Annotated in this window: 22 protein-coding genes and 1 riboswitch; of the genes, 10 read left to right on the top strand and 12 right to left on the bottom strand. The window is 68.4% G+C overall.

Features of this window, described 5'->3' with window-relative positions; all coding sequences use genetic code 11:
- Positions 1-29 precede the first annotated feature (29 nt).
- Positions 30-126, bottom strand: a riboswitch (cobalamin riboswitch).
- Positions 127-137: 11 nt separating this feature from the next.
- The 4 genes from rpsR to rpmB are packed head-to-tail and all read right to left on the bottom strand — an operon-like array spanning position 138 to position 1,106.
- Positions 138-401 (bottom strand): 30S ribosomal protein S18, encoded by a 264-nt coding sequence (rpsR, locus tag K6L26_RS05095; protein WP_043367926.1) that lies wholly within the window; start codon positions 399-401, stop codon positions 138-140.
- Entirely contained in the window at positions 401-706 is a 306-nt protein-coding gene (gene rpsN / locus K6L26_RS05090; protein ID WP_019343888.1) for a 30S ribosomal protein S14, read from the bottom strand. Before rpsN ends, rpsR begins: the two co-directional genes overlap by 1 nt.
- Positions 706-870 (bottom strand): 50S ribosomal protein L33, encoded by a 165-nt coding sequence (gene rpmG, locus K6L26_RS05085; RefSeq protein ID WP_019343887.1) that lies wholly within the window; start codon positions 868-870, stop codon positions 706-708. The genes rpsN and rpmG overlap by 1 nt, the downstream gene beginning before the upstream one ends.
- Positions 870-1,106 carry a 50S ribosomal protein L28 gene (gene rpmB, locus K6L26_RS05080; RefSeq protein WP_019343886.1) on the bottom strand — a complete coding sequence of 79 codons (237 nt, stop codon included), beginning with the start codon at positions 1,104-1,106 and terminating at the stop codon, positions 870-872. The genes rpmG and rpmB overlap by 1 nt, the downstream gene beginning before the upstream one ends.
- Before the next feature lie 70 nt (positions 1,107-1,176).
- Between rpmB and mrf the strand changes: the two genes are divergently transcribed.
- The 5 genes from mrf to K6L26_RS05055 are packed head-to-tail and all read left to right on the top strand — an operon-like array spanning position 1,177 to position 6,390.
- Positions 1,177-2,355, top strand: a complete 1,179-nt coding sequence (gene mrf / locus K6L26_RS05075) for a ribosome hibernation factor-recruiting GTPase MRF (RefSeq protein WP_036391495.1) — start codon at positions 1,177-1,179, stop codon at positions 2,353-2,355.
- Positions 2,352-2,606: a type B 50S ribosomal protein L31 gene (locus tag K6L26_RS05070; protein WP_019343884.1), complete on the top strand. Its 255-nt coding sequence runs from the start codon at positions 2,352-2,354 to the stop codon at positions 2,604-2,606. The genes mrf and K6L26_RS05070 overlap by 4 nt, the downstream gene beginning before the upstream one ends.
- Positions 2,607-2,621: 15 nt before the next feature.
- Positions 2,622-3,545 (top strand): MBL fold metallo-hydrolase, encoded by a 924-nt coding sequence (locus K6L26_RS05065; RefSeq protein ID WP_221852805.1) that lies wholly within the window; start codon positions 2,622-2,624, stop codon positions 3,543-3,545.
- Positions 3,542-4,777 carry an SLC13 family permease gene (locus tag K6L26_RS05060; RefSeq protein ID WP_221853338.1) on the top strand — a complete coding sequence of 412 codons (1,236 nt, stop codon included), beginning with the start codon at positions 3,542-3,544 and terminating at the stop codon, positions 4,775-4,777. Before K6L26_RS05065 ends, K6L26_RS05060 begins: the two co-directional genes overlap by 4 nt.
- A gap of 59 nt (positions 4,778-4,836) precedes the next feature.
- Positions 4,837-6,390 (top strand): purple acid phosphatase family protein, encoded by a 1,554-nt coding sequence (locus tag K6L26_RS05055; protein WP_019345420.1) that lies wholly within the window; start codon positions 4,837-4,839, stop codon positions 6,388-6,390.
- Between the two features lies 1 nt (position 6,391).
- Here K6L26_RS05055 and rlmB read toward each other — a convergent pair whose 3' ends face one another.
- From rlmB to carD, 5 genes are read right to left on the bottom strand one after another with little or no spacing between them, the layout of a single operon-like run.
- Positions 6,392-7,336, bottom strand: coding sequence for a 23S rRNA (guanosine(2251)-2'-O)-methyltransferase RlmB (gene rlmB, locus K6L26_RS05050; RefSeq protein ID WP_036391490.1), 945 nt, complete (start codon positions 7,334-7,336; stop codon positions 6,392-6,394).
- Positions 7,337-8,737, bottom strand: a complete 1,401-nt coding sequence (gene cysS / locus K6L26_RS05045) for a cysteine--tRNA ligase (RefSeq protein ID WP_036391489.1) — start codon at positions 8,735-8,737, stop codon at positions 7,337-7,339.
- Positions 8,738-8,756: 19 nt separating this feature from the next.
- A complete protein-coding gene (gene ispF, locus K6L26_RS05040) occupies positions 8,757-9,233 on the bottom strand; it encodes a 2-C-methyl-D-erythritol 2,4-cyclodiphosphate synthase (RefSeq protein ID WP_055118001.1) in 477 nt (158 codons plus the stop codon).
- Positions 9,230-9,901, bottom strand: coding sequence for a 2-C-methyl-D-erythritol 4-phosphate cytidylyltransferase (ispD, locus tag K6L26_RS05035; RefSeq protein WP_230983400.1), 672 nt, complete (start codon positions 9,899-9,901; stop codon positions 9,230-9,232). The genes ispF and ispD overlap by 4 nt, the downstream gene beginning before the upstream one ends.
- A 3-nt stretch (positions 9,902-9,904) precedes the next feature.
- Complete coding sequence (carD, locus tag K6L26_RS05030; RefSeq protein WP_003921720.1) at positions 9,905-10,393, bottom strand: RNA polymerase-binding transcription factor CarD; 489 nt, start codon at positions 10,391-10,393, stop codon at positions 9,905-9,907.
- A gap of 297 nt (positions 10,394-10,690) precedes the next feature.
- Here carD and K6L26_RS05025 point away from each other — a divergent pair, with 297 nt between their 5' ends.
- From K6L26_RS05025 to disA, 3 genes are all read left to right on the top strand, one after another.
- A complete protein-coding gene (locus K6L26_RS05025; protein ID WP_019345415.1) occupies positions 10,691-11,269 on the top strand; it encodes a copper chaperone PCu(A)C domain-containing protein in 579 nt (192 codons plus the stop codon).
- A gap of 81 nt (positions 11,270-11,350) precedes the next feature.
- On the top strand, positions 11,351-12,757 hold the full coding sequence (gene radA / locus K6L26_RS05020; RefSeq protein WP_043368484.1) for a DNA repair protein RadA: 1,407 nt from the start codon (positions 11,351-11,353) through the stop codon (positions 12,755-12,757).
- A gap of 21 nt (positions 12,758-12,778) precedes the next feature.
- Positions 12,779-13,897 (top strand): DNA integrity scanning diadenylate cyclase DisA, encoded by a 1,119-nt coding sequence (gene disA / locus K6L26_RS05015; protein ID WP_019345413.1) that lies wholly within the window; start codon positions 12,779-12,781, stop codon positions 13,895-13,897.
- 3 nt (positions 13,898-13,900) lie between these two features.
- On the opposite strand, the gene K6L26_RS05010 is transcribed toward disA, so the two are convergent.
- Positions 13,901-14,674 (bottom strand): hypothetical protein, encoded by a 774-nt coding sequence (locus K6L26_RS05010; protein ID WP_174551571.1) that lies wholly within the window; start codon positions 14,672-14,674, stop codon positions 13,901-13,903.
- 73 nt (positions 14,675-14,747) lie between these two features.
- The gene (locus K6L26_RS05005; RefSeq protein WP_019345411.1) at positions 14,748-15,368 is read right to left on the bottom strand and encodes a carbonic anhydrase; all 621 of its coding nucleotides are present in this window, start codon (positions 15,366-15,368) and stop codon (positions 14,748-14,750) included.
- A gap of 25 nt (positions 15,369-15,393) precedes the next feature.
- Between K6L26_RS05005 and K6L26_RS05000 the strand changes: the two genes are divergently transcribed.
- Entirely contained in the window at positions 15,394-16,266 is an 873-nt protein-coding gene (locus K6L26_RS05000) for an HhH-GPD family protein (protein ID WP_019345410.1), read from the top strand.
- A 100-nt stretch (positions 16,267-16,366) separates the two neighbouring features.
- Entirely contained in the window at positions 16,367-16,627 is a 261-nt protein-coding gene (locus K6L26_RS04995; RefSeq protein ID WP_019345409.1) for a hypothetical protein, read from the top strand.
- Between the two features lie 4 nt (positions 16,628-16,631).
- Here the strand turns inward: K6L26_RS04995 and K6L26_RS04990 are convergent, their stop codons facing one another.
- The gene (locus K6L26_RS04990) at positions 16,632-17,603 is read right to left on the bottom strand and encodes a GlxA family transcriptional regulator (protein ID WP_019345408.1); all 972 of its coding nucleotides are present in this window, start codon (positions 17,601-17,603) and stop codon (positions 16,632-16,634) included.
- Positions 17,604-17,608: the final 5 nt, after the last annotated feature.

Genomic DNA, 17,608 nt, shown 5'->3' with positions numbered 1-17,608 from the left:
TCCTCTCCGGGGAGATCCGCCCCAGTACCTGCGAGGTGGCGACTGCGGTGTGTATCTGGCTATCACAGTGGCGGGACCGCGCCGGATTCACACCGGCTTCCACGATCCGCAGTCGCCCTATGGCCTCGGATGGTAGTTCAGGCGGGACCGACCACCGGCAGCAGCGCCATCTCCCTGGCGTTCTTGATCGCCGTGGCGACCTGCCGCTGCTGCTGCGGCGTGAGCCCGGTGACGCGCCGGGACCGGATCTTGCCCCGCTCGCTGATGAACGTCCGCAACAGCTGGACGTCCTTGTAGTCCACCTCCGTGATGCCCATGGCGGTCAGCTGATTACGCCTCGGCTTCCTGGGATCAGGGGCCGGGGTTCGCTTCTTGGCGTTCTTGCGTGAGCTCGGCGCCATCACCAACTCGACTTCCGTACGCCGGGCAGTTCACCGCGGTGTGCCAGCTCGCGCACCCGCACTCGTGACAGGCCGAACTTGCGCAGATGCCCGCGCGGGCGCCCATCGACGGAATCTCGATTGCGCAGTCGCACCGGGCTGGAATCCCGCGGCAGGCGTTGCAGCGCCGAGACGGCAGCTGCCTTCTGCTCACGGGTGCTGGCCGGATTGCGGATGGCCTCTTTGAGCTCGGCCCGCCGTTCGGCGTAACGCTCCACGAGTTTTCGGCGTTGTTCGTTCTTGACGATCTTGGACCGCTTGGCCATCAGCGTTCCTCGCGGAAGTCGACGTGGCGGCGGATGACCGGGTCGTACTTTCGCAGCACGATCCGGTCGGGGTCGTTACGGCGGTTCTTGCGGGTGACGTACGTGTAACCGGTTCCCGCCGTGGACTTCAGCTTCACGATCGGACGAATATCGGTGCTTGCCATCAGATTTTCTCTCCCGCGCTACGCAGCCGAGCGACCACGGCTTCGATGCCGTCGCGGTCGATCACCTTGATTCCCTTGGCGCTGACCCGAAGTCGGATCCGGCGGCCCTCGGAGGGCAGGTAGTACGTCTTGTTCTGGATGTTGGGGTTCCAGCGTCGGCGACTGCGCTTGTGCGAGTGCGACACCGTGTTGCCGAACCCGGGCGAGCGCCCGGTGACTTGGCAGTGGGCAGACATCGGTCTCCTTCGGATGGGGTACCCTCACGATAATGATAATCGTTTTCAACAACAACTCCGGGGAGGTGCAGTGCGAACCCCTGTAGTGCTGATCGCCGGACAAGGTGACACCGACCAAGTCGCAGCACAGCTGGCCCTCAAACCGGGCACAGTCCTGGTGCGCCACGCATTCGACGGCCAGGTGGTGCTGCGGACCGTGTCCGACAGCAGCGGCACATCCGAACTCGCTCTCGAGCTGGCGCACGGCTGCGTCTCCTGCACAGTGCGCGACGACCTGCTGATCCTGCTGCGGCGGCTACACCGGCGCGATGACGTGGACCGCATCGTCGTGCAGTTGATGCCCTGGCTGGAGGCCGAGCCCGTGTGCTGGGCCATCAACACCATCCGGGTGCACGTCGGTCCCGGCTACATCGACGGGCCCGCCGCCCGCGACGTCACCATCGATGCCGTGATCGCCTGCCTGGACACCTCGGTCTGGTTAGCGCAGTCGGTCGGTGACGACGAGCTGCCCGACGGACGCACGGTCGCCCAGGTGGTCGTCGGCCAGGCCGAGTTCGCCGACATGCTGGTACTCAACGAACCCGACGCCACCACCCTGGCGGTGTTGCGCCGGCTCGCTCCCCGCGCCCGCATCACCGTCGGCCCTGACCACGTCGAGCTCGGCCTGGCGCACCTGGAGGCGAACAGCCCACGCGGACGCACCGCCACCCCGCACGATCCACTGCTGGCCGGTGAACCACCGTTGGAGCCCGACGACGAGGTCATCATCGTCGAGTTCGCCGCGCGCCGGCCGTTTCACCCGACGCGACTGCACGACGCGATAGACCACCTGCTCGACGGCGTCGTGCGTACCCGCGGCCGGGCCTGGCTGGCCAACCGGCCGTCCGACGTCATGTGGATCGAATCCGCGGGCGGCGGAATGCATTTCAGCAATGCTGGGCGCTGGCTGGCGGCGATGGACGACACCGAGCGCGCCTACGCCGACCCCGAACGCCTGGCGATCGCCGCGATCGACTGGCATCACCAGTTCGGTGACCGGCACATCTCGTTGACGGTGTTGGTCTGCGGCGCCCGGCCCGGCGAGGTGATCGAGGCACTGAGCGGCGCGTTGCTCACCGACGACGAGCTGGCACGACCGCACGAGTGGCCCGCTTACCCCGACCCATTCGGCGATTGGCACGAAGAACCGTGTCAGCCCGCGATCGACGAGCCCGCATCATCCGTTCACACAGAAGGGGAATCCCAGTGAAACCCGATATCCACCCCGACTATCACCCCGTGGTGTTCCAGGACGCCTCCACCGGCACCCAGTTCCTCACCCGGTCGACGGCTACCAGTGAACGCACCGTCGAGTGGGCCACGCCGGACGGAGTGGTGACCTACCCGCTGATCGTTGTCGACGTCACCAGCGATTCTCACCCGTTCTGGACCGGATCGGCCCGGCACATCGACTCGGCCGGGCAGGTGGAGAAGTTCCGGCGTCGGTACGGCCGGCGGTAGCTCTAGGGTTGGGCCATGCGGCTCAAGCCCGGCAGGCCCGACCTGACTTCCTATGCGCGGTTTTTCGACGCACCGCCGGCGACGGCCGAGTCCCGGGTCACGGTCACCTGGGCCGGGGTCAGCACTCTGCTGGTGGACGACGGCACCTCGGCGGTCCTCACCGACGGATTCTTCTCCCGGCCCGGGCTGGCGAACGTCGTCCTGGGCAAGCTTTCGCCGTCCTTGCCGCGCATCGACGGCAGCCTGGCCCGCCTCGGGATCGACAAGCTCGAAGCGGTGCTGCCGGTACACACTCACTTCGACCACGTCATGGATTCGGCAGTGGTCGCCGAACGCACCGGCGCCCGACTGGTGGGCGGCACCTCGACGGCCCAGGTCGGCATCGGCGGCGGCCTGGATCCCGAGCGGACGGTGACCGTCACACCCGGTGAAGCCGTCCGGCTCGGCGCCTATGACGTGACGCTGTTCGAGTCCGAACACTGCCCACCGGACCGCTTTCCCGGCACGATCACCACGCCCGTCATACCGCCGGTCAAGGTCGCGGCCTACAGGTGCGGAGAAGCCTGGTCGACGCTGGTGCATCATCGGCCCAGCGACCGCCGGCTGCTGATCGTCGGCAGTGCGGGCGCGGTCCCCGGCGCACTGGCCGGACAGCGAGCCGAGGTGGTGTACCTCGGGATCGGTCAGCTCGGGCTGCAATCCGAACAGTATTTCGAAAGCTACTGGGCCGAGACCGTGCGTACGGTCGGCGCGCGCCGCGTCGTGCTGATTCACTGGGACGACTTCTTCCGCCCGCTGCACAAACCGCTGCGCACCTTGCCGTACGCCGGTGACGACCTCGACGTCTCGATGCGGATCCTGACCCGGCTGGCCGAACGCGACGGGGTGAGCCTGCACCTGCCGACGCTGTGGGAACGCGCCGATCCGTGGATCAATTGATACTCGCGCTCATCGCGCTGGCCGTCGTGCTGGTGTTCGCGCTGGCGCGGCCCGAGGGCTGGCCCGAGGCCGTCGTCGCGATCCCGGCCGCCGGGTTGCTCATCGCGCTCGGGGTGATCTCGACGGACGACGCGCTCGCCGAAGTCCAGCGACTGCTGCCCGTGGTCGGATTCCTGGCCGCCGTGCTGGTGCTGGCGCACTTGTGTGACGACGAAGGCCTGTTCCACGCCGCGGGCACGCTGATGGCCCGGGCCAGCCGGGGTGACTCCCGGCGGCTGCTGACCCGGGTGTTCCTGATCGGGGCGACGACAACGGCGGTGTTGAGCCTGGACGCGACCGTCGTGCTGTTGACACCCGTGGTGCTGGCCACCGCCCGCACGCTGGCGATACCGCCCCGGCCGCACGCGTACGCCAGCGCACATCTGGCCAACTCGGCTTCGTTGCTGTTTCCGGTGTCCAACCTGACCAACCTGTTGGCCTTCGCGGTGGCCGGGTTGTCCTTCACCCAGTTCACCGCGGTGATGGCCCTGCCCTGGCTGGCTGCCATCGGCGTCGAATTCGTCCTGCTGCGTCTGCTCTTCCACCGCGAGTTGAACCGGCCGGCCGCCGAGGTGACGCCGCCGCCGGCCGAAGTTCCGGTGTTCGTGCTCGTGGTGCTCGGTTTGACGCTGGCGGGTTTCGTCCTCACGTCGGTGCTGGACGTGTCACCGGCCTGGGCGGCCCTGGCCGGCGCGGTGGTGCTCGGGGTGCGCAGCCTGGCCCAGCGCCGCAGCACGGTCGGCGGCATCGTGCGCGCAGTCAATGTGCCGTTCCTGGCGTTCGTGCTGTGCCTGGGCGTCGTGGTCGACGCGGTCGTCCGCAACGGCCTCGGCGACGCCATGCGCGGCGTGCTGCCCGTCGGTGACTCGTTGCCCGCGCTGTTGGGTCTGGCTGCGGTGGCGGCCGTGCTGGCCAATCTGGTCAACAACCTGCCCGCGGTGCTGGTATTGCTGCCGCTGGTAGCCGGCGCCGGGCCGGCCGCGGTACTGGCCGTGCTGATCGGGGTCAACGTCGGCCCCAACCTGACCTATGTCGGATCGCTGTCGAACCTGCTGTGGCGCAACGTGGTTCACCAGCAAGGGCTGCCGGCACGGTTCACCGAGTTCAGCCGGGTCGGGCTGGTGACGGTGCCGCTGACCCTGGCCGCGTCCGTGGGCGCGCTCTGGGTCGGCCTGCAGCTCTTCGGCGGATAGGCGACACCGTTAACTTGCCGGTGCCGCCCCGTTCGCATTGACCCGGTAGCACGGCAGGGGTGAGCGACAACGCGAAAGTCAGCAGGCGAACGTTGTTGTTGGTGGGCGGCACCACTGCGATATTGGGAGCCGGCGCGGGAGCCGCCGTCGATGACGCGATCCGCTCCTCTGGGCCCGAACTCTGGCAACGTGCGGACCGCAGCGACGCTCCCCGGGTCAGCGGACTGCACCTGCAGTACGGAGCCGACGCCTCATCCGAGGTGGTGGTGTCCTGGCACACCGCAGCCCGGGTGAGCAATCCGCGCGTCATGTACGGCACCCCGAACGACGGCTTCGGCGAGACCGTCGCCGCTGACACCGTCACGTACCGCGATGGGCAGTCGGGCACCGAGGTACGGGTACATCACGCCCGGCTCACCGGCCTGCTGCCCGACACCGACTACATCTACGGTGCGGTGCACGACGGTACGAGCCCGGAACTGGGTACCGCCCGGACCGCACCTCGGGGCCGGGCAGCGTTGCGGTTCACCAGTTTCGGTGACCAGTCCACCCCGACTCTGGACGCGATGGTGGCCAATGCGTTCGGCAGCGACAACCGCGGTTCGCCTGCCGCGGGCGATATCACGACCGCAGTCGAGAACGCCCGGCCGTTGTTCAACCTGGTCAACGGGGATCTCTGCTACGCCAACCTGTCCGGCGACCGGATCCGAACCTGGTCGGATTGGTTCGAGAACAACTCCCGCTCAGCACGGCACCGGCCCTGGATGCCCGCTGCGGGCAACCACGAGAACGAGCTGGGCAACGGCCCCATCGGATATGGCGCCTATCAGACGTACTTCGCACTGCCCGATTCCGGCGCGGACGCCGAGTTGCGCGGCATGTGGTACGCGTTCACCGCGGGTGCGGTACGGGTGATCAGCCTCAACAACGACGACGTGTGCTACCAGGACGGCGGGAACTCCTACGTCCACGGGTATTCCGGCGGAGCCCAGAAACGTTGGCTGGAAGGCGAATTGGAGCGCAGTAGCGCCGATGAGAGCATCGACTGGATCGTGGTGTGCATGCACCAGACCGCGGTGTCGACAGCCGACCGCACCAACGGCGCGGACCTGGGGATCCGGGAGAACTGGCTGCCGCTGTTCGACCGGTACGGCGTCGACCTGGTGGTGTGCGGACACGAGCACCACTACGAGCGTTCACATCCGATCCGTGGCGTGCAGCCGACCGACACCCTGACGCCGATACCGGTCGACGGTGACGGGGGTGCCATCGATACCAGCCAGGGCACAGTGCATCTGGTGATCGGCGGGGGCGGTACCTCGATCCCGTCGAACCGGATGTTCTTCCCCGAACCGCGCTGTCGCGTGCTGACCGGGGTGGGGGCGGTCGACCCCGCGCTGGGCAAGCGGACCCCGCGCTATGTCACCGAGGCGGCACCTTGGTCGGCGTTCCGCGACCGCGACCACGCCTACGGCTTTGTGATGTTCGACGTCGACCCAGGTTCACCGGGCGGCCAGACATCCATCGAGGCAACCTATTTCGCTGTCGACGGACCGTTCGGCCAGACCACGCCGGCGGATCACTTCACACTGCGCAAGCCGCGCCGGGCCTGAGTCAGAGACTGCGGCGCTGACGCGCGATCTCGGCGAGCACCACACCGGCCGCCACCGAGGCGTTCAGCGACTCCGTCGGCCCGGCCATCGGGATCGAGACCACCGCATCGCAGCTCTCCCGCACCAGCCGGGACAGGCCCTTGCCCTCCGAGCCGACCACCACGACCATCGGACCGCTGCCTTCAAGCTCGTCGAGCGTGGTGTCACCACCGGCGTCCAAGCCGACCACCTGCAGCCCGGCGTCAGCCCAACTCTTCAGCGTCCGAGTCAGATTCGTGGCCCGGGCCACCGGTGTACGTGCCGCGGCGCCGGCGCTGGTGCGCCACGCCACCGCGGTCACCGAAGCCGAACGGCGCTGCGGGATCACCACGCCGTGCCCGCCGAACGCGGCCACCGAACGCACGATGGCACCCAGATTGCGCGGATCGGAGATGTTGTCCAGCGCCACCATCAGCGCGGGCTCGCCAGAATCCCTGGCGGCCTTCAAAAGGTCGTCTGGATGGGCGTAGTTGTACGGCGGCACCTGCAGGGCCAGGCCCTGGTGCAACCCGTTGTTGCTCATCCGGTCCAGATCGTGCCGCTGGACTTCCAGGATCGAGATGCCGCGGTCGGCGGCGATCTGGACGGATTCGGTCAGCCGCTCGTCGGCCTCGGTGCCCAGCGCGACGTAGAGCGCGGTGGCCGGGACCTTGGCCCGCAGGCACTCCACCACCGGGTTGCGGCCCAGCACCAGCTCGGTGTCGTCGGTCTTACGGTGCCGGCCCTGCGCCTGACGCGCCGCCTTGGCGGCCTTCTTGGCGGCCGGATGGTGCGGGCGCTGATCCGCGCGCGGTGTGGCCCCACGGCCTTCCAGCCCGCGGCGGCGCACCCCACCGGACCCGACCGTGGGTCCCTTCTTCGTCCCCGGCTTGCGCACCGCGCCGCGCCGCTGCGAATTCCCGGCCATCTATGCTCCGTTCCCGTCCACCAGTGCCCACTGAGGACCGTCGGCGGTGTCGGTGACCTCGATGCCGGCCGCTTTGAGCCGGTCCCGGATGGCATCGGCGGCCGCCCAGTCCCGGTTTGCCCTGGCCTCGGCCCGGCCGGCCAGGGCCCACTGCACCAGCTCGTCGACCGCTGCCAGCGCGGCCGACGTCTCGTCGCGGGACTCCCAGCGCTCGTCGAGCGGATCGCAGCCCAGGATGGCCATCATCGCCCGGATCGCGGTGGCCTGCGCCATCGCACCCTCATGGTCACCGGCGTCCAGCGCGCGGTTGCCCTCGGCGCGAGCCGCGTGCACCTCGGCCAGCGCCATCGGCACCGCGAGGTCGTCGTTGAGGGCGGCCGCGAACTTCGGCGTCCAGGCACCGACGGCGACGGCCCCGACGCGATTGCGTACCCGGTGCAGGAAGTCCTCGATGCCGCTGTAGGCCTTCACCGCATCCTGCAGCGCGTTCTCGGAGAATTCCAGCATGGACCGATAATGCGCGCTACCCAGGTAGTAGCGCAGCTCGGCAGCCCGAACCCGTTGCAGCACAGCAGGAATCGAGAGCACGTTGCCCAGCGACTTGCTCATCTTCTCGCCGCCCATGGTGACCCAGCCGTTGTGCAGCCAGTACCGGGCGAAGCCGTCACCCGCGGCCTGCGCCTGGGCGATCTCGTTCTCGTGGTGGGGGAAGACCAGGTCCATGCCGCCGGCGTGGATGTCGAACTCCGCACCCAGGTAGGCCTCACACATGGCCACGCACTCGGTGTGCCAGCCCGGACGGCCGCGGCCCCAGGGCGTCGGCCACGACGGCTCACCGGGCTTGGCGCCCTTCCACAGCGTGAAATCGCGCTGATCGCGCTTGCCCGTCGCCACGCCCTCGCCCTGGTGCACGTCGTCGATGCGGTGTCCGGACAGCGCACCGTATTCGGGCAGGCTCAGCACGTCGAAGTAGACGTCGCCGCCTTGGGCGTAGGCATGGCCCTTCTCGATCAGCCGGTCGATGAGCTCGACCATCTGGGTGATGTGGCCGGTAGCCCTCGGTTCAGCCGAGGGCGGAAGCACGCCCAGCGCGTCATAGGCGGCGCTGAAGGCCCGCTCATAGGTCGCGGCCCACTCCCACCACGGCCGGCCGGCATCGGCCGCCTTGTTGAGGATCTTGTCGTCGATATCGGTGACGTTGCGGATGAACGCAACGTCGTATCCATTGGCGGTCAGCCAGCGGCGCAGCACGTCGAACGCGACTCCGCTACGGACATGACCGATATGCGGCAAGCCCTGGACGGTGGCCCCGCACAGGTAGATCGAAGCGTGCCCCGGCCGCAGCGGTACGAAGTCTCGTACGGCACCCGCCATGGTGTCGTACAGCCGCAAATCGGTCACGACGTGCCAGCTTACCGGCCTATTCGGCAGGAACCACCAAAGCGCTGGCCATCGCGGCCAATCCTTCACCCCGCCCGGTCAGCCCGAGCCCGTCGGTGGTGGTGGCCGACACCGACACCGGCGCCCCCACCAGCTCGGTCAGCAGCCGCTGGGCCTCGTCCCGGCGCGGCCCGATCTTGGGCCGGTTTCCTACCACCTGCACGGTGGCGTTGCCGATCTCGAACCCTGCGGCCTGCACCAGTCCGCGGACGTGACGCAACATGTCGGCGCCGGTCACGCCGCGCCATTCCGGCCGGTCGGTGCCGAAGACGCCGCCCAGGTCACCGAGCCCGGCCGCGCTGAGCAGCGCATCGCACAGTGCGTGGGCGGCGACGTCGCCGTCCGAATGCCCGGCGCAGCCGTCGGCGCCTTCGAATTCCAGGCAGAGCAGCCAGCAAGGCCGGCCCGCCTCGATCGGATGGACGTCGGTACCGAGACCGACCCTGGGAATCCTCACGCGCCACGCGCCATGACAGCCTCCGCGAGCAGCAGATCCAGAGGTGTCGTGATCTTGAAGGCCAGTGGGTCGCCCGCGACGGTCTGCACCGGCGTACCGATCTGCTCGACGAGCGAGGCGTCATCGGTGACCGCGCCGGTCCCGGCCCGCTGGTAGGCCCGGCGCAACACGTCGGTGCGGAAGCCCTGAGGCGTCTGTACGGCGCGCAGCCCGGCCCGCTCAGGAGTCCCCAGCACCGCGCCGTTGGCGTCGACCGCCTTGATCGTGTCGGCCAACGGAAGGCCGGGAACGACGGCGGCGTGGCCTTCGGCCAGCGCCGCAACCACCCGATCGATCAGTGAAGGAGGCGTCAGTGCCCGGGCGGCATCATGAACGAGAATGAAATCCGGATCGCCGGCGGCTGCCAGCGCCAGCGCCACCGACTCTGTCCGGTCGGCTCCGCCGGCCACGATCTGCGCCCGCTCCCCGAACACCAAGATGGCTTCGTCGGTGAGCGCGGGCGGGACCGCGACCACGACCTTGTCGATCACCCCTGACGCCAGCAGCCCGTCCAGGGCATGCTCCAGCAGGGGTTTGTCCCCCAGATTGACGAACGCTTTCGGCCTGCCCGCACCCAGCCGCTCACCAGAGCCGGCTGCCGGGACGACCGCGACAGTTGTTGCCACCACGCGTCAGGACGCGGCGGCCAGAACCTCGTCGAGAATGGTCTCGGCCTTGGCGTCATCGGTGTTCTCGGCCAGCGCGAGCTCGCCGACCAGAATCTGCCGGGCCTTGGCCAGCATTCGCTTCTCACCCGCGGACAGACCGCGTTCCTGATCCCGTCGCCACAGATCGCGGACCACCTCGGCAACCTTGTTCACGTCACCGGAGGCCAGCTTCTCGAGATTGGCCTTGTAGCGGCGCGACCAGTTGGTCGGCTCTTCGGTGTGCGGTGCGCGCAACACCTGGAAAACCTTGTCGAGGCCTTCCTGGCCCACGACGTCGCGGACTCCGACGTACTCGGCGTTCTCTGCGGGAACTCGAACGGTCAGATCACCCTGGGCAACCTTCAGTACGAGATATTCCTTCTGCTCGCCTTTGATGGTCCGGGTTTCGATCGCCTCGATCAACGCAGCACCGTGGTGTGGATAGACGACGGTGTCTCCGACCTTGAAAATCATCTGATTCGAGCCCCTTTCGCTAGTCCATCCTAACACGGGCCCGGATCACATGCGCACCAACTGCGCAGGTCAGGGGCACTGCAGGTGAAGAACAGGGGTTGACATGGTGACGAAAGCGTGCAACCGCAGTGCCACCCGGCGGCCCGAAAGGGGCACCCCCGCAAAGCGGTTGCGCGCCTGAACCACCTATGGCCGAACGCCGTTTCGACCCCTCAGCCACGCCCTCACATTCCGCCCGCCGAGGCCACCTACTACTGTGCATAGTCGAAGTACGCCGACCCAGCTCAGGAGGCTTGAGTGAACCGCTTCGCAATGCGCGCCTCGGCCGGTCTGGCCGCATGTGGCCTGACCGCAGCCGTTCTCACCGGTTGCAGCGCCGGGCAGGTCTCCCAGACGGCGACCCAGGAGCCCGCAGTCAACGGCGTCAACGCCCAGGCCGGCTCGATCTCGCTGCGCAACGTGCACCTGCGCGCCCCGCAGCAGAAGGACTATGTCGAGCCCGGCTCGGAGGCCGAACTGCTGTTCGTGGCGGCCAACAATTCCACCGAGGCGCCCAACAAGCTGGTCTCGATCACGACCACCGTCGGCGACGTGGCACTGTCCGGGGACCAGACCGTCCCGGCCGGCGGCGTTCTGGTGGTGGGCGAGCCCGACGGCCAGACCCAGCCGCTGGAGAAGACCGAGGCGGCCGAGGCCGTCACCGCGAAGGTCACCTTGACCAAGCCGGTCACCAACGGGCTGCTCTACGACTTCACGTTCAAGTTCTCCAACGGCGAAACCACTGTGGCGGTGCCGATTTCGGCCGGCGATGCGCCGCGGCGCAACCAGGCCGGCGAAGAGCCGGCCGAGGATGCCGCGGCCGGCGGTCATCACTGATCTGAAGGATCTCTGACCGTCGCGGCCGCGACCCGGCGCGTGCACACCGCCGCTGTCGGGACCGGCCGCTACTGTCACGGTGTGGCCGCTTCGAAAATACGTTCGCAGTACCGGTGCTCGGAATGTCAGCACGCCACTCCCAAGTGGGTGGGTCGTTGCGCCAATTGCGGCACCTGGGGAACGGTCGACGAAGTGGCGACACTCGCCTCTGTCGCCAGCCCGGTCCGCCGCTCGGTGGCCCCGGCCTCGCCCGCGGTGCCGATCACCTCGATCGACCCGGGCATCACCCGGCATTACGCGACCGGGGTCAGCGAGCTCGACCGGGTTCTCGGTGGCGGCCTGGTGGCCGGTTCGGTCACGCTGCTGGCCGGGGAACCCGGCGTCGGCAAGTCCACGCTGCTCCTGGAGGTGGCCAATCGCTGGGCGCACACCGGCCGGCGCGCGCTGTACCTGTCCGGTGAGGAGTCCGCGGGCCAGATCCGCCTGCGTGCCGAGCGCACGGGCTGCACCCACGACAACGTCTATCTGGCTGGCGAATCCGATCTGCAGATCGCGCTCGGCCACATCGACGAGGTCAAACCCAGCCTGGTGATCGTCGACTCGGTGCAGACCATGTCCACCACCGAAGCCGATGGCGTGACGGGCGGGGTCACCCAGGTGCGTGCGGTGACGACGGCGCTGACGGGCTACGCCAAGACCGCTGTCGGCGATCCGGCCGTGGCCATGATCCTGGTGGGCCACGTGACGAAGGACGGTGCCATCGCCGGCCCGCGCTCACTGGAGCATCTGGTCGACGTGGTGCTGCACTTCGAGGGCGATCATGCGTCGAGCCTGCGCATGGTGCGCGGGGTCAAGAACCGCTTCGGCGCCGCCGATGAGGTCGGCTGTTTTCAGATGCACGACAACGGGATCGAGTGTGTGAGCGACCCGTCCGGGCTCTTCCTCGACCAGCGCCCGGCGGCGGTGCCGGGCACCGCCATCACCGTCACCCTCGACGGCAAGCGCCCGATGATCGGCGAGGTGCAGGCCCTCGTCGCCCCGCCCGTGGGGCCGCCGCGGCGGGTGGTCAGCGGGATCGACTCGGCCCGTGCCGCCATGATCGGTGCGGTGCTCCAGACCCGCTGCGGTCTGCCGATCGGCAACAACGACATCTACCTGTCCACCGTCGGCGGTATGCGGCTCACCGACCCGTCCTCGGACTTGGCCGTGGCGGTGGCCGTCGCCTCGGCCTATCTCGACATCGCGTTGCCGATGAACGCCGTCGTGATCGGTGAGGTGGGGCTCGTCGGCGACCTGCGCCGGGTCACCGGCATGGACCGCCGGCTGGCCGAGGCCGCCCGCCTGGGGTTCAACATTGCCGTGGTGCCGCCCGGGGTCACCAGCGTGCCCGCGGGGCTGCGCGCCATCACCGTCGATCACATCGGGGCGGCATTACGGGCACTCAAAGACATCTCGATTGCCAGCAATCAACCCCATCACGGACAATAGCGGCCGACCCGAGGAGAACAGATGGCCGTGAACTCCGGCGCCAGGACCAGCCGCACCGTTGTGCACCTGGCCCGGCCGACGCTACGAGAAACCCTCGGCCGGCTGGCGCCGGGGACCCCGTTGCGCGACGGCCTGGAGCGCATCCTGCGCGGCAAGACGGGCGCTCTGATCGTGCTGGGCTACGACGACAGCGTGGAAGCCATCTGCGACGGCGGATTCGCCCTCGACGTGCGGTACGCCCCCACCCGGTTGCGTGAGCTCTCCAAGATGGACGGCGCGGTGGTGCTGTCCAGCGACGGCAGCCGCATCGTGCGCGCCAACGTCCAGCTGGTGCCGGATCCGTCGATCCCCACCGACGAGTCGGGGACCCGGCACCGATCGGCCGAGCGCACCGCGATCCAGACCGGCTACCCGGTGATCTCGGTCAGCCACTCGATGAGCATCGTGACGGTCTACGTCGCCGGTGAGCGCCACGTGGTGCCCGATTCGGCGACCATCCTGTCGCGTGCCAACCAGACCATCGCCACGCTGGAGCGCTACAAGGGCCGGCTCGACGAGGTCAGCAAGCAGCTGTCCACCGCCGAGATCGAGGACTTCGTGACGCTGCGCGACGTCATGACCGTGGTGCAGCGCCTGGAGATGGTGCGGCGCATCAGCCTTGAGATCGACGCCGACGTCGTCGAACTCGGCACCGACGGCCGCCAGCTCAAGTTGCAGCTAGACGAACTCGTGGGCGACAACGAAGCCGCGCGTGAGCTGATCGTGCGGGATTACCATGCCCTGCCGGACCCGCCGACCGCCGCGCAGGTGCACGCCACCCTCGACGAACTGGACGCGCTCACCGACAGTGAGCTGCTCGACTTCACTACTCTGGCAAGGGTTTTCGGCTATCCGTCGACCGCCGAGGCGCAGGACTCGGCGATGAGCTCACGCGGCTACCGCGCGATGGCCGGGATACCGCGCCTGCAGTTCGCCCATGTCGACCTGCTGGTCCGCTCGTTCGGCTCACTGCAGGGGCTGCTGGCCGCCAGTGCCGACGATCTGCAATCGGTCGACGGCATCGGGTCCATGTGGGCCCGGCACATTCGTGAGGGCCTTTCGCTGCTGGCCGAGTCGACTATCGCCGACCGATTGGCCTGAGCCTCAGTTGCCCGGCGTGGGCACCTCGGCCGCGGGCGCGCCCTCGGCGGGAGGCGGCGCGGGCTGCTGCGGATTGGCCTGAGCCAGGATGAACGGCACCGGCGCCGATCTCAGGTTGCCCAGTTGCACCATCAGGTTGTAGGTGCCGGGTCCGATCGGCTGACGCGGCATCGGGCACTGCGGTGCCGAGCCCATGCCGGTCCAGGTCACCTCGGTGGTGACCTGCTCACCGGGGTTGAAGGTCTTCACCAGCGTCTCGTTGGACGGTGCGCAGTCCAGATTCGACCAGAGCCGGTTGTTGTCCAGCGAGTACACGTAGGCGGCCAGCACCGCCGCGCCCACGTCCCGCTTGCAGGCCACCAGACCGATGTTGGTGACGACCATGGTGAACTTCGGCTGATCACCGACGACGTACTCGGGCTGGCTGGTGATGCCCTTCACCGCCAGCGTCGAATCCGGGCAGTCGTCGCCCTCTTTGAGCAGCGGCGGCGGCGTGACGGCGGCCGTCGGTGTGGCCGTCGGCGCCGGCGCGTGCTGCGCCGGCGGCACCACCGGTGTCTTGACCTCGGGGTTCTCCCCCGGCAGCGGTGTGGGCGGGGCCTGGGCCGCAGCGGTCTCGTCGGCGGCCTTGGTCTCTGATCCCGAACCGCTGGACATGATCACCGCGACGATCGCGGCGATGATCCCCACGACGACTACCGCGATTCCGATGGCCAGCGCACGGCGCCGCCAGTAAATCTGCGAGGGCAGTGGCCCATGAGGTTCGAGATCTAGCACGGCTTTCACGGTAAGCCCAGGTCATACCCAGTTGTACGAGGCGGCCCGGCGTGTCGGCGGCGCAGCGAAATTCTCAGGCTTCGCCGATGTCGCCGAGATGGTGGCGCAACTCCACGCGACCGTCGGACAAATGGTAGGTGGCGCCGACGATGGCCTGCGTGCCCGCGGCCAGACCGTTGGCGATGGCGGACGAGCGCATCTGCAGCTGGCTGACCGTCTCCTTGACGTGGTAGGCCTCGAACTCGTCGACCCGGGTCAGCCCGGCATGCCGTCCCATCAGGATCGACGGGGTCACCCGCTCGACGATGTCGCGGACGTAGCCGCCGGGCACCTGGCTCTCGTCGACGGCGTTGATGGCGGCCTGGACCGCGCCGCAGCTGTCGTGGCCGAGCACCACGATCAGCGGCACGTTCAGAATCGACACCGCGTACTCGATCGAGCCCAGCACGGCGTTGTCGATCACATGGCCGGCGGTCCGGACCACGAACATGTCACCGAGACCCTGGTCGAACAGCAGTTCGGCGGCCACCCGGCTGTCTCCACAACCGAAGACGACGGCCGTCGGCTTCTGGCCGTGCGCGAGCTTGGCGCGGCGGGCGATGTCCTGGCTGGGATGCTGCGGTTCGCCTGCCACGAAGCGGGCGTTACCGTCCTTGAGTGCTTTCCATGCGGACACAGGGTTCGAGTTGGGCATGTAAGCCATTTTGCATGAGTCGCCGATGAGCATCGACGCAGGCGAGCTCGTGAGCTGGTATGAACAGGCCCAACGGGACCTGCCGTGGCGGCGTCCCGGCGTGAGCGCGTGGCAGATCCTGGTCAGTGAATTCATGCTGCAGCAAACTCCGGTAGCCCGGGTCGAACCGATCTGGTCGGCCTGGATCGAGCGCTGGCCCACACCGTCGGCCACCGCGGCCGCCGGGGCGGCCGAGGTGCTGCGGGCATGGGGAAAGCTGGGTTATCCCCGCCGGGCCAAACGCCTGCACGAATGCGCGGTGGTGATTGCCACCGAGTACGGCGACGAGGTGCCCGAGGACGTCGAAACTCTGCTGACCCTGCCCGGCATCGGCGCCTACACCGCCCGCGCGGTGGCCTGCTTCGCATATTCGGCCAGCGTTCCCGTGGTCGACACCAACGTGCGGCGGGTGGTCACCAGGGTGCTGCACGGGCAGGCCGACGCCCCCGCCCGGGCCCGCGACCTCGACGCTGTGGCCGCGCTGCTGCCCGACGACGCCACCGCGCCCACGTTTTCGGCGGCATTGATGGAGCTGGGCGCCACGGTGTGCACGGCCCGCGCACCGATGTGCGGCGGCTGCCCGTTGAGCCGATGCCGTTGGCGCAGTGCGGGTTACCCGGCCGCCACGATCGCCAAGCGGGTTCAGCGGTACGCCGGGACCGATCGCCAGGTCCGCGGCAGGCTCTTGGATGTGCTGCGCGCCAGCAGCTCCCCGGTCACCCGTGCGCAGCTGGACGTGGTCTGGCTCACCGATACCGCGCAACGGGATCGGGCGCTGGACTCACTACTGGTCGACGGACTGATCGAGCAAACAAACGACGGCCGGTTCGCACTGGCCGGTGAAGGCGAAATTACATGAGATCGGCATGAATTCCCGTCGCAGCGCCCCGGATCGGGTCGTTTGCACATAGAACGGAGTCATGTCAAGCAAACTTTTAGCAACCTTGGGGTGTACTGCGATGGCCATCGGGCTGGGCCTGGCCGCGCCGGCCAATGCCGCACCGTCGGGCAGCGGCTCGGCCGCAGACACCGTGCGGGACTTGCAGAACCGGGGCTATCACGTGCAGATCAACTCCAATGCCAATACCGCCCTGTCGAATTGCCGGGTCACCGGAGTGCACGGGCTGGCCGACTCCAACATCGACGAGAGCGGCCACCGGATCGATCCGTCGAAACACACCACCGTCTACGTCAACGTGGCCTGCCAGCCCGACGGCTGAACCGTCACGCCGTGACCGCCTCCTCGGCTGCGCCACATGCGAATCGGCGCCGGTAGTCCGACGGCGTCACTCCGATCACGCGGCGGAAGTGGTGACGCAGCAGCGTCGCGGTGCCGAACCCGGCCTGGCCGGCGATCCGGTCGATGTCCAGGTCGGATTCCTCTAGCAGCCGGCGGGCGTACAGCACCCGCTGATCGGTGATCCACTGCATGGGCGTGGTGCCGGTCTCCTCGACGAACCGGCGGGCGAAGGTTCGGGTGGACATCGCCGACCGCCTGGCCAGCGTGGTGACCGTATGCGGCTTGTCGAGATTGCTCATGATCCAGTCCAGATGCGGGGCAAAGCCTTCCGAACATCGCACCGGGATCGGCTGGTCGATGAACTGGCGTTGGCCGCCGTCACGCTGCGGGGGCACCACCATGCGCCGGGCGATCTTGTTGGTCACCTCGCTGCCGAGTTCGCGACGCACCAGGTGCAGGCACGCATCGATGCCCGCCGCCGTGCCGGCACTGGTGATCAGGTTGCCGTCGTCCACGAACAGGACGTTGCGGTCCACCTTGGCGGTCGGATATGCGCGGGCCAGGGCATCGGCGTGCATCCAATGCGTGGTGCAGGGCCGGCCGTCCAACAGACCGGCGGCGCCGGCGAAGAAGGCGCCTGAGCACACGGTCAGGATGGTCGAGCCGGCGTCAGCGGCGGCCCGGACAGCCTCCAGTGCCTCCGGCAGGTAATCGGACGTGCCGATCGCGGGGATGGCCACCAGGTCGGCGCCCTGCAAGGCGTCCAGGCCGTGCTCGGGCGTCAGCGTCGCGCCCACCGACGTCCGCACCGGCTTGCCCGGTTCAGGTCCGCACACCTTGAAGTCGAAGTTCGGCACCCCGTCAGCGGCCCGGTCGATCCCGAAAACCTCACAGATGACCCCGAACTCGAACACCGCCAGGCCGTCTAGCACCAGCGTTGAGACGCTCCTCAGCATGGCAG

Origin of the sequence: Mycobacterium farcinogenes (assembly GCF_019739075.1) — a bacterium.
GTDB classification, from domain to species: Bacteria; Actinomycetota; Actinomycetes; order Mycobacteriales; family Mycobacteriaceae; genus Mycobacterium; species Mycobacterium senegalense.
The sequence above is the reverse complement of the archived record's forward strand: the minus strand, read 5'-3'. Positions and strand labels throughout refer to the sequence as shown.

Bases quoted from the DNA above. Each gene is read 5' to 3' on its own strand.
- rpsR (WP_043367926.1), bottom strand. From the start codon at position 401: ATGGCGCCGAGCTCACGCAAGAACGCCAAGAAGCGAACCCCGGCCCCT.
- rpsN (WP_019343888.1), bottom strand. From the start codon at position 706: ATGGCCAAGCGGTCCAAGATCGTCAAGAACGAACAACGCCGAAAACTC.
- rpmG (WP_019343887.1), bottom strand. From the start codon at position 870: ATGGCAAGCACCGATATTCGTCCGATCGTGAAGCTGAAGTCCACGGCG.
- rpmB (WP_019343886.1), bottom strand. From the start codon at position 1,106: ATGTCTGCCCACTGCCAAGTCACCGGGCGCTCGCCCGGGTTCGGCAAC.
- K6L26_RS05065 (WP_221852805.1), top strand. From the start codon at position 2,622: ATGCGGCTCAAGCCCGGCAGGCCCGACCTGACTTCCTATGCGCGGTTT.
- rlmB (WP_036391490.1), bottom strand. From the start codon at position 7,336: ATGGCCGGGAATTCGCAGCGGCGCGGCGCGGTGCGCAAGCCGGGGACG.
- carD (WP_003921720.1), bottom strand. From the start codon at position 10,393: ATGATTTTCAAGGTCGGAGACACCGTCGTCTATCCACACCACGGTGCT.
- disA (WP_019345413.1), top strand. From the start codon at position 12,779: ATGGCCGTGAACTCCGGCGCCAGGACCAGCCGCACCGTTGTGCACCTG.
- K6L26_RS05005 (WP_019345411.1), bottom strand. From the start codon at position 15,368: ATGCCCAACTCGAACCCTGTGTCCGCATGGAAAGCACTCAAGGACGGT.
- K6L26_RS05000 (WP_019345410.1), top strand. From the start codon at position 15,394: ATGAGCATCGACGCAGGCGAGCTCGTGAGCTGGTATGAACAGGCCCAA.
- K6L26_RS04995 (WP_019345409.1), top strand. From the start codon at position 16,367: ATGGCCATCGGGCTGGGCCTGGCCGCGCCGGCCAATGCCGCACCGTCG.
- K6L26_RS04990 (WP_019345408.1), bottom strand. From the start codon at position 17,603: ATGCTGAGGAGCGTCTCAACGCTGGTGCTAGACGGCCTGGCGGTGTTC.